The following is a 25,355-nucleotide window of genomic DNA, read 5'->3' as shown; positions in this document are numbered from 1 at the left end:
CGACTGGACTAGACTTAGTCCGGTGATCGTCAACATCCACGAAGCGAAGACGCACTTCTCGAAGCTGGTCGACCGCGCCGCCGCGGGAGAGGAGATCGTGATCGGTCGTGCCGGCAAGCCGGTGGCGCGTCTGGTGCCCTACGTGCCCGCGGTGGCGCGCCGCACACCTGGTGCCTGGAAGGGCAAGGTCAAGCTGGCCGCCGACTTCGACGACACGCCGGCCGACGTCATCGCTTCGTTCGAAGCATGAATCTGCTCCTCGACACGCACGCCATCCTGTGGTGGCTCGGGGGGCAGCAACTCAGCCGCGAGGCCACAGAACTCATCGAGGACGGCGCCAACGTCGCCGTCGTGAGTGCTGCGTCGGTGTGGGAAGTCGCGATCAAGCGCGGCCTCGGCAAGCTGAAGGCGCCAACCGGCTTTGCGGAGGCCGCCGTGCGCGGCGGGTTCGAACCTCTGGCGATCTCGCACGAGCACGCCGAACTCGCCGGTGCGCTACCGCCACATCACCGCGACCCCTTCGACCGCATGCTTGTCGCCCAGGCACGTGTGGAAGCACTCACGATCGTCTCGCGCGACGCCGTTTTCGAGCGCTACGGCGTGGCCGTGATCGGCTGTTGAGCCGGTAGCGAACTCCGAGGGCAGTCCCAGCAATCTCCGAGGTTGGGGGCGCATCGTGGACGACCATGACGCTGACCCTCGACCGTCCTGTTATCGGTGACGCCGTCACTGCCGACGTTCCGCCGGCGCCCGCCGGTTCGCCGGCGTGGGAGCGTCCCGCGTTCGCCGCCCTCCTGGCTGCCACCGCGGTCCTGTATCTGTGGGGACTCGGCGCTTCCGGTTGGGCGAACTCGTTCTACAGCGCGGCGGTGCAGGCCGGCACCCACAGCCTGAAGGCGGCGTTTTTCGGCGCGTCTGATGCCGCCGGTTCGATCACGGTCGACAAGTCGCCGCTGTTCCTGTGGCCGATGGAGGTCAGCGCCCGCATCTTCGGCGTCAACAGCTGGTCGATCCTGGTGCCCAACGCGCTCGAAGGTGTCGCGTCGGTGGCGTTCCTCTACGCCGCGGTGAAGCGGTGGTTCGGGGCACCCGCGGGACTCGTGGCGGGTGCGGTGCTGGCGCTCACGCCCGTCGCCGTGTTGATGTTCCGGTTCAACAACCCCGACGCCGTGCTCGTGCTGCTGCTCACCGCCGCGGGCTACGCCATGGTGCGGGCGTTGGAACACGGCGCCACCAAGTGGGTGGCAATGTGCTTCGCCCTCGTGGGACTCGGTTTCCTGGCCAAGATGATGCAGGCGTTCCTCGTCGTGCCGGCGTTCGGGTTCGCCTACCTGCTCGCCGGGCCCCCGAAGCTCGGCCGGCGAATCGCGCAACTGGCGATCGGCGCGGCCGCCATGCTCGGCGCGTTCGCCTGGTGGGTGGCCGCCGTCGAGCTGACGCCGAAGAGCTGGCGTCCCTACGTCGGCGGCTCGCAGAACAACTCGGTCCTCAACTTGATCTTCGGTTACAACGGGTTCGGCCGGTTGACGGGCAACGAGTCAGGCAGCGTGGGCGGCCAGCAAGGCCCGAGGGGCACCACCATGTGGGGACCGACGGGCCTGTTCCGCATGTTCAACTCCGCCTTCGGCGGCCAGGCGTCGTGGCTCATTCCCGCCGCGCTCGTGTTGCTCGCCGTCGGCCTGGTGGCGACGGCGGGGCGCGACCGGCGCGACCGCACGCGCGCCGCCCTCATGATCTGGGGCGGCTGGCTGGTCGTGACCGCCCTCACCTTCTCGTTGGGCAAGGGGATCATCCACGAGTACTACACGGTTGCCCTCGCGCCGGGCATCGGCGGCACGGTTGCGGTCGGCGGTGCGCTGCTGTGGCGCGAGCGGTCGGCGTGGTGGGCCCGCATCGCGTTCGCCGCCACGGTGGCCGTCACCGCCGTGTGGTCCATTGCGCTGTTGGCCCGCACGCCGAACTGGTTGCCGTGGCTGGCGCCGCTCGTATTCGCCGCCGCTGCCGTCACGATGCTCCTGCTGCTCATCGGTCACTTGGTCGGGCCGAAGGTGATCGCCGGTGCCGCCATCGCCGCGGTCGGTGTGGGGCTGATCGGTCCGGCGGCATACTCGCTCGACACCGCGGCCGCGGCCCACAGCGGCGCGCTGCCCACGGCTGGGCCCGCGGGCCAGGGCCGTTCCGCGCGCGGACCGGGTGGCTTCGCCGGCGGTCCGCCCGCGGGTCAGTTCGGTGGCCGGTTCGGTGGGCCTCCGCCCTTCGCTGCGGGTAACGGTGGTGGCACCACTGCTCCGGGCGGCGCCGGTGGGTTGCTCAACGCCAGCACGCCGTCAGCCGAGTTGACCGCCTACCTGTTGCAGGACGCCGGCAAGTACACCTGGATCGCCGCGACCGTCGGCGCCAACGAGGCGAGCGGCTACCAGCTCGCCACCGACAAGTCGGTCATGCCGATCGGCGGTTTCAACGGCACCGACCCTTCGCCCACGCTGGCGCAGTTCCAGCAGTGGGTGCGCGCCGGCAAGATCCACTACTTCATCAGCGGCGGCAACGGCGGGCGCCGCTTCGGCCCCGCCGGCGGCAACCAGACCGGTTCGACGTCGGCGCAGATCTCGTCGTGGGTGACGAGCACCTTCTCGTCCACGACCGTGGGTGGCGTGACGGTCTACGACCTCACACGGACGTAGGTGGGCTCGGTAGGCGTCGAGCGCGACGGGTCGTAGCGGTAGCCCGCCACGTCGAAGTCGCGCAGGCGCCGCGCCGAACGCACGCGGTTGCGCACCAGCCACGCCGCCATCGCGCCGCGCGCCCACTTGGCGGCGAACGAGATGATCTTGAGGTCGCCCTTCGGCCCCTGGTCCAAAAAGCGCGGGCTCACGAGCGTGCCGTTCAACGCGTCGGTGTCGACCGAGCGGAAGTACTCACCTGACGCCAAGTTGACCACGAGGTCGGGGCCGGGCGACTCCGCCAGATCGGCGTTGAGCGTCGGCGCGATCACGGCGTCCCAGTAGTCGTAGAGCGTGTCGCCCCGCGACGTCGACAGCTTGGTGCCCATCTCGAGCCGGTACGGCTGCATCAAGTCGAGCGGGCGCAGCACGCCGTAGAGACCCGACAGGATGCGGACGGTCTTCTGCGCCTCGGTGAGGTCGCGGGCGGTGAGACACTGGCGGGCGTCGAGGCCGCGGTACACGTCGCCGTTGAAGGCGAACACCGCCGGGCGGGCGTTGGCCGGCGAGAACGGCGTTTCGAACTCGGCGTAGCGCCGGGCGTTGAGATCGGCGAGCTCCAGGGAAATGCCCATCATCGCGGCGATCTCGTCGACGGCCTTCGTGCGCATCACGTCGATCAATTCACGCGAATGTTCAAGCAGCCGCGGCTGGGTGAACTGCTTCGTCGGCAGCGGCGACTCGTAGTCGAGCGACTTGGCGGGCGAGAGCAGGATCAGCACCGGTTAGTCACTGACCGAACCCGGTGCGGAGACGACGGAACGCGGCACGAGTCAATTTCACCAGGTCGTCGGTGCCCTCGCCGGCGACCCACGTTTCGATGGCGGTACGCAGCGCCGTGGTGCACACCGCTACTACGAGGCGTAGTTCGAGGTCGGATGTGCGCTTGGCGCGCGCCGACGACCGGAGATGGGCGACGATCTCGGCTTCCCACCCCTGTTGCCGCTCGGCCGAGCGGGTGCGCAGAGACGGCGTCTGCTCGACGACGGTGCGCCGCAGTTCGAGCATCTCGCGCTGGGCGGCGTAGTCGGAGGCGGCGTCGAGCATCCCGGCCTCCAGGGCCTCGAACGCCGTCAACTTTGTGTCCTGCTGGCCGATGAGAGACACAAGACGCGCGCAGACCGAGTCGCCTTCGGCGAACAGCACGTCTTCCTTCGACGCGAAATAGCGGAAAAACGTGCGGGGCGACACGTCGCACGCCGCCGCGATTTCCTCGACGGTCACATGGTCGAATCCGCGGGCAGCGAAGAGGCGCAGCGCGGCGTGGAACATGGCGTCGCGCGTCTGTTCCTTCTTGCGCTCGCGCAGGCCGGTGGTGACCACGGAAAAAATGTAGCACAATCTGACTTCTGTCAGTTTGTGTCAGAAGTCAGAGTACGTCATACTGATGTCGTGGACGAAGCGGCCCTGAACCCCAAGCGGTGGTGGACGCTGGGCGTGCTGTGCCTCAGCCTCCTTATCGTCACCGTCGGGAACTCGAGCCTCAACGTCGTCATACCCACCTTGTCGCGCCAGCTCGACGCGTCGACGTCGCAGTTGCAGTGGGTCGTGGCCGGCTACTCGCTGGTCTTCGCCGGCCTGTTGTTCACCGCCGGTGCCATCGGCGACCGCTTCGGTCGCAAGGGTGCGCTCCAGCTCGGCTTGCTCGGATTCCTGTGCGGCGTCGGCCTGGCGTCGCTGTCGACGTCGATGTGGCAACTCATCGCCTGCCGCCTCCTCATGGGGGCGTGCGCCGCGTTCATCATGCCCTCGACGCTGTCGATTCTCGTCAACGTGTTCCCGCCCCACGAACGGGCGAAGGCGATCGCGGTGTGGGCGGGTGTGAGCGGCGGTGCTGGCTCGCTCGGGCCCATTGCCAGCGGGTGGTTGCTGGCGCGTTTCTGGTACGGCTCGGTGTTCCTCGTCAACGTGCCGATCATCCTGGTCGCCCTTGCCGCCGGCGCCTACCTCGTGCCCACTTCGAAGGATCCGCACGAGCAGAAGCTCGACCCCGTCGGTGCCGTACTGTCGATCGTCGGCATCGTGTCGCTCGTCTTCGGCTTGATCTCGGCGCCGGAAAACGGGTGGCTGGCGCCATCGACGCTGGTGGCCTTCGTCGTCGGTGCCGTGGTGCTGTTCGCTTTCGTGCAGTGGGAACGGCGCGTCGCCGAGCCGATGCTCGACATGGCCTACTTCCGCAATCCGGCGTTCAGCACCGCCAGCGCCGGCATGATCCTGATGTTCCTGTCGATGTTCGGCGTCATGTTCCTCATCACGCAGTACTTCCAGCTCATCCTCGGCTACAGCCCGTTCTCCGCCGCGCTGCGCTTCCTGCCGATGGCGCCGATCATGATGATCGTGGCGCCGCAGACGCCGCGCATCGTGGCCCGCTTCGGGTCGAACCGCACCGTGGCGGCGGGTATGACGCTGGTGGCGTGCGGGTTCGCCTCGTTCTCGTTCCTCGGTGTGCACACGTCGTACTGGTACGTGCTGGTGTGCTTCATCCTGCTGATCGGCGGCATCGCCATGACCATGTCGCCGATGACGGCGGCCATCATGTCGGCGGTCCCGCCGCGGCGCGCCGGTGCGGGCTCGGCGATGAACGACGCCACGCGCGAACTCGGTGCCGCCCTCGGCGTCGCCGTTCTCGGCAGCGTGGCGGCGTCGCGCTACAGCTCGGGCATCGCCGGCGTGCTCGGGCGGCTGAGTCCCGCCGACCGCACCGCTGCCAAGACCTCACTCGGCACGGCGATGCAGGCGGCCCAGCATCTGCCGCAGGCAACCGCCATGGCGCTGCGTGACGCCGCCGAGCACGCGTTCGTGTCCGGCATCCACTGGACGGCGCTGACGGGCGCGACGCTGGCGATCATCGCGGCGGCGTCGGTGTTGAAGTTCCTGCCGCAGCGCATCGAGCAGCACGGCGCGCAGTCCTCGGCTATGGCGTCGGCCGAGAACGCCGCCGAACTCGGCCTCGGCGGCATCCCGCCGGTGTTCGCCGACACTCCGACGTCCAACTAATCGCTAGCGTCGGCGTGCCGGTCCACGCCATGACGACTACCGAAACCCGATTCCTCCACGACGGCTGGTCGTTCCGCCAGACCGACGCCGCGCCGATCCCGAACAGCGACGCCGGCGCCTGGCTACCGGCGACGGTGCCCGGCCACGTCCACCTCGACCTCGAGCGCGCCGGCGTCATTCCCGATCCGTTCACCGGTATGCACGAACGCGGGGTGCAGTGGGTCGACGACGCGGCGTGGGCCTATCGCTGCGCGTTCGCCGTCGACGGCGCCACCCTCGAGGGGGCGCGTCACGTGCTCCGATTCGACGGCCTCGACACGGTCGCCACGGTGCTGCTCAACGACGTGGAGATCGGCGCCAGCGACAACATGTTCGTCGCCCATGAGTTCGACGTCACCGACGCCCTGCGAGTCGGTGACAACGCGCTCGAGGTGCGCTTCGAGTCGGCTGAGCGCGCCGGCCAGGAGCGGCTGGCGGCTCTCGCCGACGCCCCGCCCGCGATGTCGAGCCGGGCGATGGTGCGCAAGGCGCAGTACATGTGGGGCTGGGACTGGGGGCCGCGGTTGCGCGGCTGTGGCATCTGGCGGCCGGTCAGCCTCGTGCGCGTACCCGCGGCCCGCATCACCGACTGGTCGTGGCGCGCCGAGTTCGCCGACGACGGCAGCGCGCGTGTGACGGTGGACGTGGAGGTCGAGGGCGCCGCGCCCGAGGTGGGCGTGTGGCTGTTCGGGCACGGCACCGATACGAACGCGACCGCGCCGGTGGTCGACGGGCACGCGACCATCACGCTGTCGGTCAGCGATCCGCGGCGCTGGTGGTGCGCCGGTCTCGGCGAGCAGTCCCTCTACGACCTCACGATCAGCGTCGGTGACGACGACGTGCGCGACGCCCGCATCGGCTTGCGCCAGGTCGAACTGGTGCAGGAGCCAGACGCCGCCGGCGCGTCGTTCTTCTTCTGCGTCAACGGCGTGCCCATCTTCGCCAAAGGCGCCAACTGGATCCCTGACGACTCGTTCCCGGCGCGCACCACCCCCGAACGCGTGCGGCGGGTGCTCGAGCGGGCCCGCGACTGCGGCATGAACATGATCCGCATCTGGGGCGGCGGCCTGTACGAGTCCGACGAGTTCTACGACGTGTGCGACGAACTCGGGCTTCTGGTGTGGCAGGACTTCCCGTTCGCCTGCGCCGTGTATCCCGACGACGACGCCACGGTCGCCGCCATCGTGCCCGAAGCGACCGCCGCGGTGAAGCGGCTGCGCAACCACACGTCGCTGGCGCTGTGGTGCGGCAACAACGAGAACCAGTGGTTGGGGTGGATGGGGGCCTACGGCAAGCTCGACACGTTGCCGGGTTTACGTTTGTACGACGACGTGCTTCCCGCCGTCGTCGCCGCGCACGATCCCGGTCGCCCCTACTGGCCGAGCAGCCCGTGGGGGAGCGACGACAACCCGAGCGGCGACAGCGACGGCGATTCGCACTACTGGAACGTGTGGCACGGCGAAGGCGACTGGCGCCACTACGTCAAGTGCCGCGCCCGCTTCGTGAGTGAGTTCGGCTTCGCCGCCGCGCCCGCCGAGCAAACGTTGCGGGCGGCGCTGGCGCCCGAACACCTAGGTGTCGACACGCCCGGGATGCGCTGGCACGACAAGACGCGCAAGGGCTACGACACGTACCTCGGATTCATCGCGCTGCACTATCCGATGCCGGCGACGCTGCCCGAGCTCGTGTACTACAGCCAGCTCAACCAGGCCGACGCCATGCGCTTCGGCATCGAGCACTTCCGGCGGCTGCGCCCCCACACGATGGGCACGCTGGTGTGGCAGCTCAACGACTGCTGGCCGGTGCAGAGCTGGGCGTGGGTCGACTACGCGCTGCGCCCCAAGGCGGCGTGGTACGCCGCAAAGCGTTTCTACGCCCCGTTGCTGCTCAGCCTCACCGACGAGGACGATTGCGTCGGTGTCCACCTCGTCAACGATTCGTTGACGGGCCGCGACGGCACGCTCGCGCTGCGCGTCGTCGACCTCGACGGCAGCGTGCTCTGGCAGTGGTCGCATGACGCGTCGATCGACCCGCTGGCGAGCGAACGCATCGCCGACCTCGAGCTGCCGGCGGCGGTGCGCGACGCCGCGACCCACGCGCTGGTGCACGCCACGTTCGCCGATGTCGAAGCGTCGTTGCTGCTCGCCGAGCCGAAAGACCTGGTGCTCACCGCGGCGCGCGTCACCGCGTCGGTCGACGGCGACGCGATCACGCTGACAACCGACCGGCTGGCGCTGTCGGTGATGCTGTGGCTCGACGGCGTCGACGCCACGTTCAGCGACAACTTCTTCCACCTGCTCCCGGGTGAACCGCGGCGCGTGACCGTGTACCCCGAGGCCGACCTGTCACCCGACGAGGTGGCGGCGCGGGTGCGCTGGAGAACGCTGTAACGCTTCTGCCAGAAATCTTGGTATCGATGTCGAAACGGCGGAGGCGGCTCCGTCCCAGGGGTGAACGCGGCACCGAAGCCGCAGTCACACAAGGAGATCACCATGGCCAAGTACCTGTTGCTCAAGCACTACCGCGGTTCGCACGAGCCGCTGAACTGCGCGCCGATGGACCAGTGGACGCCCGCAGAGGTCGACGCCCACATCGGCTTCATGCACGACTTCGCCGCCAAGCTGCAGGCGAGCGGCGAGTTCGTCGACGCCCAGGCGCTGGCGCCCGACGGCGTGTGGGTGCGCTCCGACGGCGCCGGTAAGCCGCCCGTCACCGACGGACCGTTCCCCGAGACGAAGGACCTCATCGCCGGCTGGATGGTCATCGACGTCGACAGCTACGAACGCGCCATCGAAGTCGCGGCGGGTTTGTCCGACGCCCCCGGTCCCAACGGCGAGCCGATCCACGAATGGCTCGAAGTGCGGCCCTTCCTCGCCGCGCCGCCGCAGTTCAACGACTGAGGTGGACGCGGTCGAACTGCGCGCCCTCGTCCCGCGGGTGCTGAGCGTCCTCGTCCGGCGCGGCGCCGACTTCGCGACGGCCGAGGACGCGGTGCAGGAGGCACTCGTGCGCCTGCTGGCGCGCGACGAACCCCCAGCGGATCCGCAGGCGTGGCTCGTCACGGTGGCCTGGCGTGTCTTCCTCGACGCGGCGCGTGCCGACACGGCGCGCCGGGCGCGCGAAGCACGCGTCAGCGAAGAGCCACCGCCCGACGGCGTGCCGAGCGCCGACGACTCGCTGCGCCTCTACTTCCTGTGCGCGCATCCGGACCTGAGCCCGTCGTCCGCGGTCGCGTTGACGCTGCGCGCCGTCGGCGGCCTCACCACACGCCAGATCGCGGACGCCTACCTCGTGCCCGAAGCGACGATGGCCCAGCGCATCAGCCGGGCCAAGCGCACCGTCGCCGCCAGCGGCCTCGACCGTCCGGGCGACGTGGACACCGTGATGCGTGTGCTGTACCTCGTGTTCAACGAGGGCTACTCGGGCGACGTCGACCTCGCCGCCGAGGCGATCCGTCTCACGCGCGAACTACGGGCGCTGGCGCCGTCGCCTGAGGTCGACGGGCTGCTGGCGCTCATGCTGATCCACGATGCGCGCCGCGCCAGTCGAACCACGGCCGAGGGCGCCATCGTCCCGCTCGCCGAGCAGGACCGCAGCCGCTGGGACCGCGCGCGCGTCGCCGAAGGCGTCGACATCTTGCAAGCGGCCCTCGCGCGCGACGAACTCGGCGAGTTCCAGGCGCAGGCGGCCATCGCCGCCCTCCACGCCGACGCCGCCACCTTCTCCGAGACCGACTGGATCCAGATCGTGAGCTGGTACGACGAACTGCGGCGGTTCGCCGACACGCCCGTCGTGCGGCTCAACCGCGCCGTCGCCGTTGGCGAAGCCGACGGGGCCCACGCCGGCCTCGCCGCGCTGGGCGAGGTCCCCGCGGGGACGCCGCGGCGCGACGCGGTGGCCGCCTATCTGCACGAGCGCAACGGCGAGTACGCCACCGCGGCGCGCCTGTACGCGGAGGCGGCGCGGCACGCAGCGAGCGTCGCCGAACGCGACCACTTGACCCGCCAAGCGGCGCGGGTGAATCAGCGCCTGCGGAGCTGATGGCTGCTCCCGCTGCTTGACAACGGTGAAACAATTTCGTACAACTGTTTCACAATGGTGATGGCGCTCGAAGACCTCGGTGTGACCCTGGCCGACGTACCACCGGTCCCACCGGCGGAACTCGACGAATACCTCGACGCCGCTGCCCGCTGCTTTCTCCGCTTCGGTGTGGGGCGCACGCGGGTGCCCGACGTGGCCGCCGAGGTCGGCAAATCGCGGGTGACCGTGTACCGCCAGGTCGGCACGGTGGACAACATGGCGCGACTGCTGCTCGCCCGCGACCTGCACCGCCTCCTGCGCAAGGTGCCGGCGGCGTTGAGCGGCCAGCGCGGGCCCGACGCCATCGTCGCCATGCTCGAGGTGGTCGTGGAACACGCCCGCAGCCACCCCGTGCTGATGAAGGTGCTGCGCGACGAGCCCCAGCTCGTCGGCCCGGTACTGATCAGTGACCTCGGCGTGGCCTCGAGCCGCGTCGCCAACATCGTCGCCCCGGTGCTCGACGCGCTGATGGATTCGGGTCAGCTCGCCCGCCGCGACTCGCGGGTCGTCGCCGAGTGGCTGGTGCGCCAGACCGTCACGCTGATCCTGGCGCCGCCCAAGGGCAATCTGAGGACGTTCCTCGCCGAGTTCCTGGTGCCCGCGCTGTCGCCGGTCAAGGCGCGCCGATGACGGCGACGCTCGAACCGCCCGTCCTGCTGCCGCGCATCGAGGACGCGTCGCGCCTCGCCGAGATCGCGGTCGTGCTCGCCCGTAACGGGCTGGTGACGGTGCGCCGGCGCGGCGGGGGCCTCGTGGTCGCACCGCGGCGCCAGGCGCCGCGCGCCGCGGGCGTCGCGCTGCGGCGCAGCTTCGCCGAGCTCGGTCCGACGTTCGTGAAGTTCGGCCAGCTGATCGCGTCGAGCCCGGGCCTGTTCCCCGAAGGGCTGTCGAACGAGATGCGCAAGCTGCTCGACGCCGTCCCGGCCGAGCCGGCGGAACGCATCCGCACGGTGATCGCCCGCGAGCTCGGCGCCGATATCGACACGTTGTTCGCCTCCTTCGACGACGTGCCCGTCGCCGCCGCGTCGATCGCCCAGGTACACCGCGCCGTGCTGCACGACGGCACGCGGGTCGCGGTCAAGGTCCGCCGTCCACACCTGCGGCGCCGCATCGAACAGGACCTGCGCCTGCTGCGCCTGCTCGCCTTCGTGCTCGCCCGCGTGGGTGCGGTCGGCGAGATGCTCAACCCGACGGCGATCGTCGACGATCTCGCCACCACGCTGCGGGCCGAGCTCGACTTCCGCGGCGAGGCGGCGTCGATCGAGCGCTTCGCGGCCAACCTCGCCACGACACCGGCGGCGCACAAAGTCGTCGTGCCCCGGGTTGTCGACGGCATGGTGTCCAAACGCGTGCTCGTGATGACCTACGTCGACGGGGTGCCGGTCGACGACGGTGCATCGTTGCGGGCCGCCGGCTTCGACCTCGAGGACCTCGTGCGCACCAGCGTGTCGGCGTGGCTCGACGGCGCGCTTGGCCACGGTTTCTTCCACGGCGACGTCCACGCCGGCAACCTGTTCGTCACGCCCGCGGGCGAGGTGGCGTTCCTCGACTTCGGCATCATGGGCACCCTCGACGACCGCACCCGCACCGTCCTCAAGCGCACCGTGCCCGCGCTGTTCCTCAGCGGCGACTTCGAAGCGGTCGTGCAGGCCGTGTTCGACCTGGGCGCGGCGTCGCCCGACGCCGAGGTCGACATGGCGCAGGCGACCGAGGATGTGCGCGCCCTGCTCGAGCCGGTGCTGGCCAAGTCGATCATGGAGCTGAGCTACGGCGAGTCGCTCAGCCAGGTGCTGTCGGTGGCCACCAAGTACCACGTGGTGCTGCCGCGCTCGCTGGTGTTGTTGTCCAAGCAGTTGCTCTACTTCGAGCGCTACGCCCGCGAACTGGCGCCCGACTACGTGATCTTGAGTGACCCGAGCATTCTCGGGCGCCTCATGGGTTAGGAGTCTCCAATGCCTGCTGTGGTCGACCCCACCGCTGATGGCCTGCTGTTGCAGCTGTTCGTGTCGCCCGAGGCGCGCCGCGACCCGTACCCGGTGTACCGCCAGCTGCGCGACACCGCACCGGTGCTGCGCACCGGGTTCGGCCCCGTCGTGTTGTCGGGCTACGACGACTGCATGACGGCGCTGCGCGACCCGCGCCTGGGCCGCGGCACCGCACTGATGGCCGAAGGCGGCGGCATCCTCGGCGTGCTGCGCGGCGTCGGCAACGTCGATGCCGAGACACGCGACTCGTTCCTGACGCGCGGCAACAACATGCTCTTCGCCGACCCACCGGACCACACGCGGTTGCGCCGTCTCGTGTCGCGCGCCTTCACGCCGTCGCGCACCGAGGCGATGCGGCCCGGCGTGCAGCGACTGGCGTCGCACTACGTCGACGCCATGCTCGACGCCGGCGACGTGGAGGTGATGGAGGCCTTGGCCCTCCAGGTGCCCGTCACCGTGATCGGCGACCTCCTCGGCGTGCCGGTAGCCGACCGCGCCGGGTTCCAGACGATGATCCGCTCGGCGGTCATCGGTGCGATGGGTTCCAACGACGACGCCGCGGCACGTGCGGCGATGCACGCCATGGAACAGACGCGCCGCTACTTCGAAGACCTGGTGGCGCAGCGCCGCGCCGAGCCCGGCGACGACCTGCTTTCGGGAATGATCGCGGCGCGCGAGGCGGGCGACGCCCTGAGCGACGACGAGGTCATCGCCACCGCGGTGCTGTTGTTCATCGCCGGGTTCGAGACGACCACGAACCTCATCGGCAACGGTCTGCTCGCCCTGCTGCAACATCCCGCGCAGATGGACGCGTGGCGCGCCGATCCGGCGCTGGCGCCTCGCGCCGTCGACGAACTGCTGCGCTGGGACAGCCCGGTGCAGCTCAACATCCGCGTCGCCCTCCAAGACGCGGAGGTCGCCGGCGAGCCGCTGGCAACAGCAACACCCGTGATCATCCTGCAGGGCGCCGCCAACCGCGACCCGTCGCACTTCAAGGATGCCGAGACCTTCGACGTCAGCCGCACGGACAACGTCCCGCTCAGCTTCGGCTGGGGCATCCATCACTGCATCGGCGCCTCGCTGGCCCGCATGGAAGGCGAAGTCATCTTCAACGAACTTCTCAGCCGCACGCGCGCCATCGAAGCGCGCTTCGACACCCCCGACTGGCGCACCTCCCTGGCGCTGCGCGGCCTGTCCGCGTTGCCCGTCTCACTCACCGCGGCGTAAACCGGGGCCGTGGCCGCCAACCCCTGGCTCGCGCGGCGAGTCCTGAACTACGCGCACCAGGGCGGGGCGCGTGAGGCTCCGTCGAGCACGCTGTTCGCCTTGCGCCGAGCCGTCGCCGGCGGCGCCGACGCCCTCGAGCTCGACGTGCACGCCACGGCCGACGGCGTGGTCGTGGTGTGCCACGACGCCACCGTCGACCGCACCACCCCGGCCCGCGGTGCAATTGCGCAGCTGACCTACGACGAACTGCGCCGGCTCGACAACGCCCACTGGTGGGTGCCGGGCGAAGTCGTAGCCGACGATCGTGCCGAGCACGAATACGTCCATCGCGGCAAGGCGGTAACGGACCCGTCCTTCGGGATCGCCACGTTGCGCGAGGTGCTCGAGGAGTTCCCCGGCGTGTTCCTCAACCTCGACATCAAGCAGACGGCGCCGGCGGTCGCGCCCTACGAGCACCGCGTCGCCGATCTGCTGCGTGAGTTCGACCGCACCGACGACGTGATCGTCGCCTCGTTCGACGACCGCGCCACCGACGCCTTCAGCGCGATTGCCCCCGAGATCCACACGTCGTGCGGCACCGTGCTGACGACCGCCATCTGGCAAGCGGTGCAGGACGACGCGCCACTACCGGCGACGCACCACCGCGCCCTGCAGGTGCCGGCGACGTTCGGCGACATCGTCGTCGCCGACGAGCGCTTCGTCGCCCGGGCCCACGACCACGGCCTCGCCGTGCACGTGTGGACGATCGACGAACCCGACGAGATGGAACGACTCGTCGACCTCGGCGTCGACGGCATCATGACCGACCGCCCCTTGGTGCTCGAAGCGGTCCTGCAACGCCGCGGCGTCGCGTTCGATCGGGGTTTCGAGCACTGAAACGCGCGCCCGCAGCGCCATTTCGGGCTCATTTGCCGCGCGTTTCAGTGCTTGAAACGCTTGGTTCGGTCTGGTTTGGTTGGTTGGGCGGCGGGCGATGACCGTGCGTCCGTGGGCTAGATCATGAGCAGGGATTGCCGCTCAGCGTCTCGACCCAGTCCGCCTCGTCCCCGGTGGAGGCGTCCACGACGACGGCAAAGAACGTCGGCGAAACGTCGCGGTGAGCGATCGTCGTTGCGCCCGCGGGTTCCATCGGGCAGCTAAAGACCACTCCCTTGGTCACGCGGCTGACCCGTACCCACACGACACGGCCTTCCAGCGTTGAAATCGCGACGACGCGATGATTGAGGTTCGTTCCTGAGCCAGTCATATCGGTGGCTCCTTGCGAGTGCAGCTTGACCAGCCCCTCATACAGCACCTCGGGCTTGCTCGACGCCGGCATCGTGAACGGATGGTCGAGGATTCGCTTCGCTGCCGCGTGACTGACGTGATGAGCGGCGCTCGTCGGGGTCAACACGAGTTGGTCGCCGCTACGACCAAACGTGCGACTACGGCTAGGCGAATTTCCGGATGAACAACCGACGGCTACGACCGCGATGAACACTAGGAGCACGCTTCTCAATCCGCGAACCTTCGCGTGTGCGCCCGACTTGGATTGCTGCCGGGGTTCAGTTCCTCCGTTGAGAGCCATCACAGAGTGAGTGGGTTACCGACAGAAGTCCGAATGCGCAGGCAGGAGCAGCTGCCCAAGCCGGTGTTGTGACGACGGAGTAAAACAATCTGCCGGCTTCACGAATTTCTCCGGGGTGATTTGTGAATCCATGCGGGCGGGGGGCACACAGCAACGCCAACGCGAACCTCGGCGGTTTCGCCCACCAGACAATCCGGCCGCTATCGACTTCGTCAAGCAGATTGGCGTATGCCGGTTTGAAGGACGCTCCGGTTACTTGAACACAACGTTGAGCAGGGCGGGATCGCCAAAGGCGTGAGCCACCGTTGCGTGCCCGTCGTAGGGACCGACCTTGACGACGCGGCGGCCGTCCTCGAAGACGAGTCCAAGGCCGTGCTCGGGCTCCCACGCCACCTCGCCCTCAAACGTCACATACGAACGAGCGGGCATCAGCGAAGTGCCGCCGAGGTCGATGGTTGGGCGTTGAACCAGGCGCACCTCTTCCCAGATCTCGGTGTCCGCGCGTCGCAGCTTTCGTCGCGCACGCGTCGCAAAGGTCGCCTTCTTGACCGAATCGCGGTACTGCCACAGGTACGGCGTGACTGCAGCGAGGATCTCGGTGCCTGCCGTAAGGAAGTTCTGGATGGCATCGTCGATCGCCTCGCGCTGTTCCGTCGAGAACTCGCCGTCAAAGAGTTCCGGTTGCACGACCAGTGAGTCGAGTGACGCCTTCAACTCGCGTAGGCCGGCGATGGTCATGCCGCTCATGGTGCCATGCCCTTCTGTAATCCGCTTCTCGTGACTGTCGATGCTTGGGGTTCTGTCGTCGAACGATCGGCCGAGGAGGTGAGGGCGACCTCTTCGATCGCGCTGCGTCGCGCGGTGGTCTCAGAGAACTCGGTCGATGTCGATGTCCTGCGGTAAGTGATCCGAAAGCGCCGGCCGTAAACGCGACGGCGGCGGAGCCTTAGTCGGCACGCGCAAAACGCCATCGGAATCGGGCGTTGCCTCTGTGAGGAACTTGTCGAGCATTCGAAGGTTCGCACCAACGAGGAGGAACGCCACCAGCAGCGTCTGTGCCGCGACGCCGCGTTCTCGACGGCGTTCCGCTACGCCGAGCGCTTCGTACGCGCCATCCTTCGCAATGCCGTGAATGCCCTCGTTCGTGTTGCGAATCGCGGCGTACAGCCGGTGCCAATCTGGACTGCGATACGTCAGCTCTTGTCCGAACTTCGCGCCCGCAGAATGCGGAATCATGATCGTGTCCTGTTGGCAGATCTTCGGCTTCTTCGCCTCGAGTAACAGGCTTGGAAACACAGGCATTAGCCCGGTTCCCTGTTGGTTCTGCTTGAACGGACACGTCACGGTCGGTGAGGGACCTGCGGCAGGGCACGCCCAACGGGTGTCGCCGTTGGCATCGGGCCTCCCGCGCCTACGCAACGCGTAGTTCTCACGAGCCTGCATCCGTTGTTCGTACAAGTCGCGCTCTAACTCCGCTTCCTCTTTGGTGACGAGGACGATCTGCTCAGGCATTGCGGGGCAGTACCACTGCCCGTCCACTTGTTGCGCGCCCTCGTGCGTCGTCTGGTGGCCGAGCTGGTCGGAGCGGTAGTCAAAGACCACCTTGTAGCCCATTGCTTTGGCGGGGAGTTGAAACTTCTCGGGGACCGAGCTCGAGTAGGCGCGGTCTGCAGCGAGCCAGCCTGCGGGGTAGCCACGAGACTGCACGTTCGCCAATGCCCGTACCCCGTTCTCGCCAGGTTCGACGCCTGGTCGGTGGAGCGGAGCCATTCCGATGATCAACGGGTGCGGGAAGTCCTTGTCCTCGTCGGGTTCGTCGCTCGCGGTCACCACGAACGTGCCTTCGTCTGCCCAAAAACGCTTCTTGATCTTGCGGTCCAACGCGTCGACAAGGTTGTTCGCGTCTTGCCCGTCAGCGGTCCGCGAGTAGAACCCACCATCGGGGTCGGCGGAGTGAACGAGAGTCACGCGGTTCTTGCCTTTGCCCGACGTGCGAGGCGGGCGGCTGAACAGCGGGATGGGAGTGGCGTCGACGCCGACCGATCCCTTCCACCGCGCGAAAACCGCTGCCGGAATCTCGGCGATGCTCATCTCGAGAACGGCGTTCGCAACGAACGTCAGACGCGCCGAGTAGAGCTCCATCTGCTGAGGCGACAGATCACGACATGCGTGTTCGAACTCATCCGGCGACAGCCGGCGATTCTTTGGAAAGGGCGACGGGTCGATGAGTTTGCAGATCGCGCGAAACCTCGTGCGTGTCCTCCGGTATGCGGCCAGCCAGCTATTGGTGTCGTCCAGTTGCGGAGGCTCAGGGATCGCGAGCGCGTCTCGCATCGTCGCGGAGATGTGTTTCGTCAGGATGTCTCGGTACTCGGTGATGAGCGATGGTCGACCTTCCCGCGCGGCCAGGAGCATCGCAGTAAGCAACGCACGATCCGAAGGCCAATTCGGTGGGCGACCGCTCCGTGTTTGGTCAGTCGCTCGCCATAGCTCAAGGCGGGGGACGAGCCCGCTTCTGTCGATGCTTGCTGCCGCCCACTGCACGACCGTGTCGTGGAAGCTCCAATCACCACGCGGTGGCCGATTGGGGTGTTCCTCGAGGTCGTCATGCTCGTCGCCGTAGTTGGCGGCCTGGCTCATGCGCCGCGCATGTCCTTACGAAACTGCTCGGGCGCAGGATCTGCGAGGAAACGCGTGTACTCACCGATGTGCCTGATCGTCGTACCGGACGCCAGCTCTAGCGACCGAGGGGGAGTCGCCATTCGCAGGTGCTGAACGAGCCACGTGACACGGAAGCGTTGAAACGTGAGAGGGGGCACCTTCGCCCCGTCCTTGGAGCAATTGGTGAAGAACGACGTGAGGTCATTGCGTCGGATTGAGTCACGCTCAGGACGGAAGATTGGTGCGTCCCCAACCCGCGCCAGGACTGAACGGGCCGTCGACTCCCACGCCTTGAGGATGGGCACCTGCCGTGGCCGTCCGATGGCGACATTCCAGACGAGGACGTCGCCGTAGTCGACAAAGTCGGTACCGACCGCCGAGATGAACTCCTGCGTCGATGGGCCCGCTCCGAACCCGAAGCCGAGCACGGGCTCGAGGTTTTCGCGCATGTAGGTGGTGGGGCGACCCAATGCCCAACCAACGATGTCTCCGACCTCGGCGTCGGAATACGGTGCGGTGACGTCGGATCGGTTGATTTGAAGTTGGCTCGGGTAAAGGGGCGGCCCAATCACGATCTGGCCGATCCGACGGAGCTTGCTTCGGTAGTTGCCGCCGGTCCCTTCCTTGAGGTGTTTGCAGCCTTCGACAGCGAAGCGGTCGATCACGTCGGGGTTGAGGATGGTGGCGAGGTCGGTCTGCAGTCCTTCCCGGTGACACCACCATGCGATCTGCGTAACGAGTGACGACATCTCCTTCGCACGGAAAGGGCCGGTCGCTGCTTGTAGAACCACCTGGTTGACGACGGGCTTGATCTGCTCCCAGACGTCGGCTGGCACCGAATCGGGCTGGAAGCGGTCGGCTCGGTACGTCACGCTGTCGTAGGGAGCCAACGGCTGGCCTGTGTCCCACTCGCCGGACCGGGCAAGAAGGAAGCTGGCGATCGTCGCTGGATTCGGTCGCGCAGGCGCGTCGGGGTGCACGTAGTCGGCGAATCGACGATCCGTCGCGCGGTCCTTCGGGGCACCCATCGAGTGATACGTGTATCGCGCTGGTACGCACTCGTTTTCCGAGTACTCGATCCTCGGTTATATGCGGGGCGCGTACGCACTTTGTGGGTACTCGGTTCTCGAGTGGCCACCCGAAAGGCGCGTTTTTCAGGAGCAAAAGCGCAGGTCAGAGGGCTCACTCGTCGACTTCGTACGCGTCTTCGTACAAGACGATGACCCACTCAAGATTTTTCTCGCCGTTCGCGAGTTCGCGCCAACGGTTGAAGATGCGAACGCCGATGTCGAGCGCAGCAGCGGCTTCTAATAGCGACTTCGCAAGCTCAAAGTCATCGACGAAGCTGACCCGAAATCCGGGCCATGTGTCCTCGTCACCTGTCAGACACGGGTCCACGTATCCGGCCGCGCGGCCGAGAGTGCCGAGCGGCAGATCGAGGGCGCGCTCAAGGCCGCGAACTTGTTCGACACCGAGATCGACAAGTCCGACCTCCCAGCGACTGATGGTCGTCTGCGGGACACCCAGGAGGGCCCCCAACTCACTCTGTTTGCGATCCCCCCGGTATTTCCGTATTGCACGGCCGAGTGCTTCACGCCGTTCGTCGGCGCGCGCGTCAAAACTACGATTGGTCATGTCAGAACCTCCTGTTAGGTGCTGGCCAGGTCCCGGGGTGTTGGCGCACCGCCGGGACCGCCTTTTTGTTCACTGCGACGTTCAGCCGCCGTCTGTTACGGGACTCACGGTCCCCTTTTGCGGTGTCGCCTTCCATCGACGATCGAGGTCGTCGTTCCATCCCATGTCTGACTGAAAACTCGCTGCGCGGCAGCCGCGCGACGAGTCCGAATGGAGCCAACGGCTACCGATCAGAAGGATCGGAGCATGGCAACGCGCGCACGTCGCCGCGTGAGTCGGCGCAGCTGCGTCCATCGCCTTGAGGAACGCGTCATGCGCCAGACGGAGCTCATCTGTAACGCGGTCGGGATGCGTCGCGAGGAAGGTGTCGACTGCCGATGCGAGCCTGGCGAACGCAAGCAATGCCGAGCACGGCCTGCTGCGGAATCTGAGTCATGCGGTCCTCCTGTTAGGTACCGGGTGAGGTCCTGACGCGTTGGCGCACGATCACGACCTTTGAGTGTTTGATGTTGACACCTGTATACAGGTTGTTGTATTCGGGTGTCAACACCAAGAAGAATCTCCGGCTGTGACGCCAGAGGTCAACACGGAGGATCTGATCGACGCTCAGGGAGTCGCAGAGCTCCTTGGGCTTGCGCAGCGAACCTCGGTGAGCGTCTATCAAGCGCGGTATCCAGACATGCCTCGGCCAGTGGTGGACCTCGGGGCCGGTCGGCCGCGACTGTGGCTGCGATCTCAGATCGTTGTCTGGGCGAAGAAACGAGGCAGGAAGCGATCTACAGGTTGAAGCGTGCGCGAGCGAGCTGGCGCAACTCGCGCTGAATTGCTCCTTCTTGTTGAGGATCCTTTAGCCGGTCTTGCCGTGAGGGCGACGACCCATCGGTTTCACGAATCCACTCGTGAAACTCGTGGCCGGAACTTCCCATGTCGGCTTTCGCACCCGCAGCAGCTTCTAACCATTCCTCGAGCAAATCGACCTCGCGGAAGGCGGACCGACACGCTTCGTGGAGGCGATAGGTCGGAACCACGAACCGAGTGAGGTTATGGATGAAACGTTGTTGCAGAAGGTTGGTTCCTTCGTCACTAAGACAAGCGACGCGTTCACTCGCCACAACAGCGTCACCACTCACGACACCGATCTGTTCAAAGTACGCGGCGTAGTGAGCGCCCGCGACGAGAGCGGGTAGAGGCATGACCTTGCCGTAGCCGGTCCATTTGTTGTGGCCGACGTACTGGTGCGGTTCAACACCAGCCACAACGATGCGTTCGGCTAGGTCGACCCCGTTACTTCGCATGGAACACGGATGGGTCAGGACGATGACGTACTCAGCACTTAACCCAGCGGGCGAGATGCCTTTTAGGACGTCGCCGGTCATCCTCGGCCGAGTAGTCGGCACGTCCGCGCCGCGCGCGAGGTAGATCTGCTCGTCGGAGGACGGCGCGGCTAAAAGCTCAGGATTTGGCTCGGTCTCTAGGGCTTCATCGGTCATGTCGCATTCGGACTGACGGCAACCCGTCATCCGCAACGACGACCTCGAACGGATCGTCGTACCGACTCCGCCAATCGGGGTCGTGCAAGTCGAGAGTTGTATGCGGGTCGTTGTTCGGTTCAGCGTGCCGAAATAGCAGATCTAACCGACGTTCGCTGAGAAGGTCCATGCCGGTGACAGGGCAGCGACTACCCGCTACCAGGGGCATCGACAACCAGCCGACGATGTCGGCAATGCCTGGATGGCGATCGGCGAGCACGTCGCAAAAGGCGACGACCTCTGCGACTCGTGTGTGGTTCTCGGGTGAAGCATCCGCACCGAGCCGCCATTTACGCAGTGCGGGAACGGATACGCCAACGACGCGCGCAAACTCGCTCCACGGGAACCCAAGATCGGAGATTTCAGCGAGTAGGTCGACCATTGGCTGCTTCATGCGATGCGCGGTCGCCTGCCGGTGGAGAATCGTTGCCGTGTCCACATGCAACTGATCCCATCGCTGCACGAGATCACGCGAGGACCTCAGAATCATTTCGGACTCCATGCGACCCACGGCCACATCGTCCGCCAGACGTGAGACGGTCTGAGTGCGTGTCTCCGTGTCAACGGCAGTCGACGCTGCAGTACCGACCGTGCCGGCACCGGTTGGGCTACTCGCTGGACGCTGCACTGCGACCATTACGCACGCTCCTTTTCAAACACGTCGGTCCGAAGTCTCTCAGTTGTAATGGCGTCAAAGATCTTGCGCGTCGGCGTATGCAGATCGTCGCAACGGGACAGCACGCCAGCGGCGTCGAACTCAGGCGTTTGAAGCGACGGCTCCCAGAAGCTGTCGGTATCGAGCAGGAAATAGGGTCCGGGCTCGGCGGGATTTAGCCGCCGCGTCGGCGCTGCAGGCAGCACCGCGAAACCTTGCGCTGGTCCGTAGCGAACCACGAGCGTTGAGTCCGGCGCGGTCTCGTATTGCACAACTCCCTGCCACGCTTTTGGCCTCAAGTGGGTCTCCTCAAGAAGCGAACGATCGACCGACGCGATAAATCTCTCATCGATCCACCCGGACCAATCGCCCGGTAGTTCCGAAACTGAGGGCACTCGAATCTCGTCGATGTACCGCAGACCGATGCGGCTAACGCCGTCGGGCGACAGAGCTGCCGCCGCAGCCTCGAAGCAGACTTCGAGCAACCGTCGGAACTCTGTGTATCCGTCGTACGCAGTGGTTTCGACCACTATCGCCTGGGGATTGACGGTCATCGCAGTTGTGTGATCCCGGTTCACGAACCGCGGAGTGACGGTTTGCGTTACGGACGGGATGCCGTCGGGTCCGATCTGGACGTTGTTCGTCGGCATCAGTTCGCGAATTGGTAGCAACAAGCGCACCAACTCTCGAACAGGCTCGACACGACGACTGATGTCGTCCACCTCAGGAAATCTGACCTCTGCAGCCGTCAGGACGAGCGGCGCGTTGGCAAAGGGTGGCGTAGAACTGGGAGCCACGACCCTCCTCTACTGAAACCGAAACTGTAACTGATCATGTAACACGATCGGCAGCTTGGCAACAGTAAAGAGGCAAACTCACATCAAACTCGAAGATTCTTGCGCCGAGTTTGCGGGGGCGATGACTGCCTTAGAACGGCCCTACCCGCCATGGGCGGGTGACCGGTATGACTCGCCCGGCTTCAAGATCTTCGAGATCGGCCTCTGCTTCGCGTTTGACGTGCGGCGGAAGCGCCTTGCCGCGAGCGGGGTGAAGCGCCTGTTTGTAGAGCGCCTTCGCTCGCCCACGATCCCACCGACTGATCGCTTGGATCGCGACCATACGTACGTACGGTTCCCGGTCGCGAAGCGCCTTCTCAATACAACGATGCGCGTCCTCGCCGCCCATGCGGTCGAGGGCTCGTACGGCGTGAAGACGAGCGAGCCAGTTGCGGTCTCTGAGATAGCCACATACGAGGTCCGCTGTTTTGGGGTCAGCGATCTCGCGGAGGATGACAGCGACTGTGGTTCGCGGCGACCACCACATGACGCGGCGTCGACGCAACGCGGATACGAAGACGTCAGGATGCGATGCCGCGAGCAGCATTAGAGCGTGATTGAACCGATCGACGCTCTCGCGTCCACTCCTCCATTTCACCTCAAGTCGGGCGTCACCGAAGAACGAATCGAGAAGTCGGCAGAGTCCCGCCTCCCCGGTAGCGAGAAGTGCAGCCTCTCCCTCAGCGGAGTAATCGGTCGCGAACTGGTTGATAGCTGCATCGACTGCCGCAGTTTCGCCCGCGAACAGTCGTCTCGACCTACGACGCAACACGGCCACAGTTGTACCCGAGCGCTTCGTCGGGCGCTTCCGTCGTGCCGTTCAAGTTGGTCGTCGGCACAATGTCTGGATGACTGCTTCGACCGCAGCTCGCGCGCTCGCCGAGGTGCTACTCGCCCACGCGGACCGTCTCGACAGTGACGACCTCGCGACGATTTCGGATTCGATGGTCGCCGTGCGAGCTGCGGCGCGGACCGTCGAGGAGCAGCTTCGGGCTCGCGGATGGGGTGGCGGTGTTCTGTATGGCTTCGGCGACCCACTCGATGATGAAGATGACGACGTCTACGAGTTGGAGAGCGAGGACTCCGAGGCGGGGGACGATGGAGACTTCGTCGCTCCGCCAGGCCGGAAGGTCACGTGGCAAGCGAGGTACGACTTCGTCGTGGTTGACGAGGCCAAGTTGCTCGCCTACGTCGAGCGTCGGGCACGCGAGTTGGGTTCGAGTTGGACGCGTGACGACATCATCGACCACGATCCGCTCTACGTCCTGACCTGGCTTGAGGGCTTTGCGAACCGAGACCTCGCCGATACGGGTCTCGTCTTCGCCGGTGGCCAGGACGCGATGCACGACATCGAGCAAACCCTCTGGGAGATGGCCCCAGAAATGTCGGACGATCAGTTTCCAACGGCAACGTAGGTGGGACGTGACGTGCGGTCATAGGCGTCGGAATAACGGTTGGATCTCGCTGCCAGTGGCGAGGTCGCGCACCGACCACACCTTCCCGTTGCACAGGCGGTTCAGGGGTTCCGCCTTGGGATCGCCGCCGATGACGACGGCGTAAGTTGTGAACTCACGCGAATGCTGTTGGTCGAGGTACCAGCTATGGAACGCTTCGCTCACTGCACATTGACCATCGGTGAGCATCACCACGTCGGAGTGCGTGCCAGCGACCGACCCAATCAGGTCAACCGCGGCTCGCAATGGCCTCTCGTAGTTAGTGCCGCCGCCAAGGAACAATTCGGCTGCGAGAAGCACTCGTTCGGTCGTGAAGTCCGCTGGTCGCTCGAAGCTGACGATCGCGAGATCAGTCCGAGAGCAGCCGCTCCGACTTATGTCGTCGTGGCTGCGCGACTTCTGTCGGTCCGACGCGGCTACTTCTGTCGGAAACCCTGAGTGGGCGAGGCGGGACTTGAACCCGCACATCCTTTCGGACACAGGAACCTGAATCCTGCGCGTCTGCCAATTCCGCCACTCGCCCGAGTGGAGCAGTCAGGGTAGCGGACGACGACGGCCGCGGACCAAGGCGTAGCGTGCGGTGATGGCGCTGCGCCGATTCAGTCCGATGCGGGGCCGCAAGCTCCGCGTCGACGAGGCGTTGCTCGAGCGGGCGGTCATGGGCCCGGTCGGCTACCAGTACCTGCTGCGGGTGGCGCCGAAGATCGACCGTGTCGTCATCCCGCGCACGAAGGGGCGGTTGAGTTCGACCGGTCTCGACAAGGTCGGGCTCGTCACGACGACGGGCGCCAAGTCAGGCCAGCCGCGCACACTGCCGCTGGCGTTGATCGACACGGGCGACGGGCTGCTGGCGATCGCCTCGAACTACGGGCGGCCGCCCCACCCCGGGTGGAGCGCCAATCTCATCGCCCATCCGGACTGCGAAGTCGAGTTCCGCGGCCCCAAGGCGGCCTACCGCGCCGAACTGTTGGCCGGCGACGAACGCGAGCAGGCGTGGGCGACGGTCGTCGACTTCTACGCCGGCTACGAGCGTTACCGCCAGAAGTGCGCACCCCGACAGATCCGGGTGTTCCGGCTGCGACCGCGTTAGGCGCCGACGCCGGCGGGCGCGTCGCCTTCGAGGGCGACGCGCAGCATGTTGCGCCGTGCCGTACCGAAGTCGCGCAGGGCGTAGTGCATCGTGCAGCGGTTGTCCCAGAACGCCAGGTCGCCCGCCTGCCAGCGCCAGCGCACCATGCCGTCGGGGCGGGTGGCCACGTCGTAGAGCACTTCGAGGATGGCGTCGGACTCGGCGCGGCGCAGGCCGTCGATCTTGATGGTGAACAGCGGATTCACGAACACGCTGCGCCGGCCCGTCTCGGGGTGCACGCGGATGACGGGGTGGTGCGCCGGCGGCGCGGCGGCGTTGGCCATCGTGGCGACGCCGCCCGTGGTGTCGCGGGTGGCGAAGAAGCCGTCGGCCTTGGCGGAGGAATGCGTGGCGGTCAGGCCCGACAGGAAGGCCTGGAGCGTCGGCGACAGCGCGTCGTAAGCCGAGCACATGTCGACCCACACGGTGTCGCCTCCCACCGCCGGCACGGTCTCGGCGTGCAGCATCGCCCCGAGCGGCGGGCGCTCCTGATACGTCAGGTCGCTGTGCCACACGTCGGCGCGGGCCCCCTCCTCGGAGTCGAGCGCCAGCACCTCCGGATGCCCCTCGACCGCCGGCTCGACGGGGTGCGCCGGCGTGGGTTCGCCGAAGCGGGTGGCGAGCTTCGTGAGGTCGCCAGCGTCGAGGGACTGGCCGCGGAAGAACAGCACCTTGTGGGCCAGCAGCGCGGCGCGGATGCCGGCCACGTCGGCGTCGGCGATGCCGGGCTCGAGGGTGACGCCGTCCACGACGGCGCCGAGCACAGGCGTGAGCGGTGCGACGTCCATAACCTCAAGGGTATGACGAAGCACTGGGCGCTGTTCTACGAAGGCGACGACGA

General features: G+C 66.7%; 26 protein-coding genes and 1 tRNA gene. 13 read left to right on the top strand and 14 right to left on the bottom strand.

Annotated elements, in window-relative coordinates:
• Positions 1 to 22: 22 nt before the first annotated feature.
• From VHC63_10275 to VHC63_10265, 3 genes are all read left to right on the top strand, one after another.
• A complete protein-coding gene (locus VHC63_10275; protein HVV36976.1) occupies positions 23 to 250 on the top strand; it encodes a type II toxin-antitoxin system Phd/YefM family antitoxin in 228 nt (75 codons plus the stop codon).
• Positions 247 to 621 carry a type II toxin-antitoxin system VapC family toxin gene (locus VHC63_10270; protein HVV36975.1) on the top strand — a complete coding sequence of 125 codons (375 nt, stop codon included), beginning with the start codon at positions 247 to 249 and terminating at the stop codon, positions 619 to 621. The genes VHC63_10275 and VHC63_10270 overlap by 4 nt, the downstream gene beginning before the upstream one ends.
• 65 nt (positions 622 to 686) lie before the next feature.
• Positions 687 to 2,681 (top strand): glycosyltransferase family 39 protein, encoded by a 1,995-nt coding sequence (locus VHC63_10265; protein ID HVV36974.1) that lies wholly within the window; start codon positions 687 to 689, stop codon positions 2,679 to 2,681.
• Here the strand turns inward: VHC63_10265 and yaaA are convergent.
• The gene (yaaA, locus tag VHC63_10260; protein ID HVV36973.1) at positions 2,660 to 3,442 is read right to left on the bottom strand and encodes a peroxide stress protein YaaA; all 783 of its coding nucleotides are present in this window, start codon (positions 3,440 to 3,442) and stop codon (positions 2,660 to 2,662) included. The genes VHC63_10265 and yaaA overlap by 22 nt on opposite strands.
• Before the next feature lie 7 nt (positions 3,443 to 3,449).
• A complete protein-coding gene (locus VHC63_10255) occupies positions 3,450 to 4,043 on the bottom strand; it encodes a TetR family transcriptional regulator (GenBank protein ID HVV36972.1) in 594 nt (197 codons plus the stop codon).
• Positions 4,044 to 4,112: 69 nt separating this feature from the next.
• On the opposite strand from VHC63_10255, the gene VHC63_10250 reads away from it, so the two are divergent.
• The 8 genes from VHC63_10250 to VHC63_10215 all read left to right on the top strand — a co-directional run bounded on the left by VHC63_10250 (position 4,113) and on the right by VHC63_10215 (position 13,924).
• Positions 4,113 to 5,717: a DHA2 family efflux MFS transporter permease subunit gene (locus VHC63_10250; protein ID HVV36971.1), complete on the top strand. Its 1,605-nt coding sequence runs from the start codon at positions 4,113 to 4,115 to the stop codon at positions 5,715 to 5,717.
• Positions 5,718 to 5,746: 29 nt separating this feature from the next.
• A complete protein-coding gene (locus VHC63_10245) occupies positions 5,747 to 8,146 on the top strand; it encodes a glycoside hydrolase family 2 protein (protein ID HVV36970.1) in 2,400 nt (799 codons plus the stop codon).
• A gap of 102 nt (positions 8,147 to 8,248) precedes the next feature.
• Entirely contained in the window at positions 8,249 to 8,656 is a 408-nt protein-coding gene (locus VHC63_10240) for a YciI family protein (protein ID HVV36969.1), read from the top strand.
• Between the two features lies 1 nt (position 8,657).
• Positions 8,658 to 9,797, top strand: coding sequence for a DUF6596 domain-containing protein (locus tag VHC63_10235; protein HVV36968.1), 1,140 nt, complete (start codon positions 8,658 to 8,660; stop codon positions 9,795 to 9,797).
• Positions 9,798 to 9,851: 54 nt separating this feature from the next.
• On the top strand, positions 9,852 to 10,466 hold the full coding sequence (locus VHC63_10230) for a TetR/AcrR family transcriptional regulator (protein HVV36967.1): 615 nt from the start codon (positions 9,852 to 9,854) through the stop codon (positions 10,464 to 10,466).
• Entirely contained in the window at positions 10,463 to 11,779 is a 1,317-nt protein-coding gene (locus VHC63_10225; GenBank protein ID HVV36966.1) for an AarF/UbiB family protein, read from the top strand. The genes VHC63_10230 and VHC63_10225 overlap by 4 nt, the downstream gene beginning before the upstream one ends.
• Before the next feature lie 9 nt (positions 11,780 to 11,788).
• A complete protein-coding gene (locus VHC63_10220; protein HVV36965.1) occupies positions 11,789 to 13,048 on the top strand; it encodes a cytochrome P450 in 1,260 nt (419 codons plus the stop codon).
• A gap of 9 nt (positions 13,049 to 13,057) precedes the next feature.
• On the top strand, positions 13,058 to 13,924 hold the full coding sequence (locus VHC63_10215; protein HVV36964.1) for a glycerophosphodiester phosphodiesterase: 867 nt from the start codon (positions 13,058 to 13,060) through the stop codon (positions 13,922 to 13,924).
• A gap of 121 nt (positions 13,925 to 14,045) precedes the next feature.
• On the opposite strand, the gene VHC63_10210 is transcribed toward VHC63_10215, so the two are convergent.
• The 9 genes from VHC63_10210 to VHC63_10170 all read right to left on the bottom strand — a co-directional run bounded on the left by VHC63_10210 (position 14,046) and on the right by VHC63_10170 (position 22,478).
• Entirely contained in the window at positions 14,046 to 14,528 is a 483-nt protein-coding gene (locus VHC63_10210) for a hypothetical protein (protein HVV36963.1), read from the bottom strand.
• Between the two features lie 339 nt (positions 14,529 to 14,867).
• Positions 14,868 to 15,353: a hypothetical protein gene (locus tag VHC63_10205; protein ID HVV36962.1), complete on the bottom strand. Its 486-nt coding sequence runs from the start codon at positions 15,351 to 15,353 to the stop codon at positions 14,868 to 14,870.
• Between the two features lie 129 nt (positions 15,354 to 15,482).
• Positions 15,483 to 17,255, bottom strand: a complete 1,773-nt coding sequence (locus VHC63_10200) for a hypothetical protein (protein HVV36961.1) — start codon at positions 17,253 to 17,255, stop codon at positions 15,483 to 15,485.
• Positions 17,252 to 18,304 (bottom strand): hypothetical protein, encoded by a 1,053-nt coding sequence (locus VHC63_10195; protein ID HVV36960.1) that lies wholly within the window; start codon positions 18,302 to 18,304, stop codon positions 17,252 to 17,254. The genes VHC63_10200 and VHC63_10195 overlap by 4 nt, the downstream gene beginning before the upstream one ends.
• Before the next feature lie 154 nt (positions 18,305 to 18,458).
• Entirely contained in the window at positions 18,459 to 18,911 is a 453-nt protein-coding gene (locus tag VHC63_10190; GenBank protein HVV36959.1) for a helix-turn-helix transcriptional regulator, read from the bottom strand.
• A 776-nt stretch (positions 18,912 to 19,687) separates the two neighbouring features.
• Positions 19,688 to 20,401 carry a hypothetical protein gene (locus VHC63_10185; GenBank protein HVV36958.1) on the bottom strand — a complete coding sequence of 238 codons (714 nt, stop codon included), beginning with the start codon at positions 20,399 to 20,401 and terminating at the stop codon, positions 19,688 to 19,690.
• On the bottom strand, positions 20,391 to 21,077 hold the full coding sequence (locus tag VHC63_10180; protein ID HVV36957.1) for a hypothetical protein: 687 nt from the start codon (positions 21,075 to 21,077) through the stop codon (positions 20,391 to 20,393). The genes VHC63_10185 and VHC63_10180 overlap by 11 nt, the downstream gene beginning before the upstream one ends.
• Positions 21,077 to 21,892, bottom strand: coding sequence for a TIGR04255 family protein (locus tag VHC63_10175; GenBank protein HVV36956.1), 816 nt, complete (start codon positions 21,890 to 21,892; stop codon positions 21,077 to 21,079). Before VHC63_10175 ends, VHC63_10180 begins: the two co-directional genes overlap by 1 nt.
• A gap of 130 nt (positions 21,893 to 22,022) precedes the next feature.
• Entirely contained in the window at positions 22,023 to 22,478 is a 456-nt protein-coding gene (locus VHC63_10170) for a HEAT repeat domain-containing protein (GenBank protein HVV36955.1), read from the bottom strand.
• Between the two features lie 301 nt (positions 22,479 to 22,779).
• Between VHC63_10170 and VHC63_10165 the strand changes: the two genes are divergently transcribed.
• Complete coding sequence (locus VHC63_10165) at positions 22,780 to 23,346, top strand: hypothetical protein (GenBank protein HVV36954.1); 567 nt, start codon at positions 22,780 to 22,782, stop codon at positions 23,344 to 23,346.
• 18 nt (positions 23,347 to 23,364) lie between these two features.
• Here VHC63_10165 and VHC63_10160 read toward each other — a convergent pair whose 3' ends face one another.
• The gene (locus VHC63_10160; GenBank protein ID HVV36953.1) at positions 23,365 to 23,685 is read right to left on the bottom strand and encodes a hypothetical protein; all 321 of its coding nucleotides are present in this window, start codon (positions 23,683 to 23,685) and stop codon (positions 23,365 to 23,367) included.
• Between the two features lie 139 nt (positions 23,686 to 23,824).
• Positions 23,825 to 23,908: transfer RNA gene (locus VHC63_10155), tRNA-Leu, on the bottom strand.
• A gap of 60 nt (positions 23,909 to 23,968) precedes the next feature.
• On the opposite strand from VHC63_10155, the gene VHC63_10150 reads away from it, so the two are divergent.
• Positions 23,969 to 24,475 (top strand): nitroreductase family deazaflavin-dependent oxidoreductase, encoded by a 507-nt coding sequence (locus tag VHC63_10150; GenBank protein ID HVV36952.1) that lies wholly within the window; start codon positions 23,969 to 23,971, stop codon positions 24,473 to 24,475.
• Here the strand turns inward: VHC63_10150 and VHC63_10145 are convergent.
• On the bottom strand, positions 24,472 to 25,302 hold the full coding sequence (locus VHC63_10145; GenBank protein HVV36951.1) for a TauD/TfdA family dioxygenase: 831 nt from the start codon (positions 25,300 to 25,302) through the stop codon (positions 24,472 to 24,474). The two genes, VHC63_10150 and VHC63_10145, sit on opposite strands and share 4 nt — an antisense overlap.
• Positions 25,303 to 25,355: the final 53 nt, after the last annotated feature.

The organism is Acidimicrobiales bacterium (assembly GCA_035546775.1).
Taxonomy (GTDB): domain Bacteria; phylum Actinomycetota; class Acidimicrobiia; order Acidimicrobiales; family JACCXE01; genus JACCXE01.
This window is presented reverse-complemented; position numbering and strand designations above follow the sequence as displayed.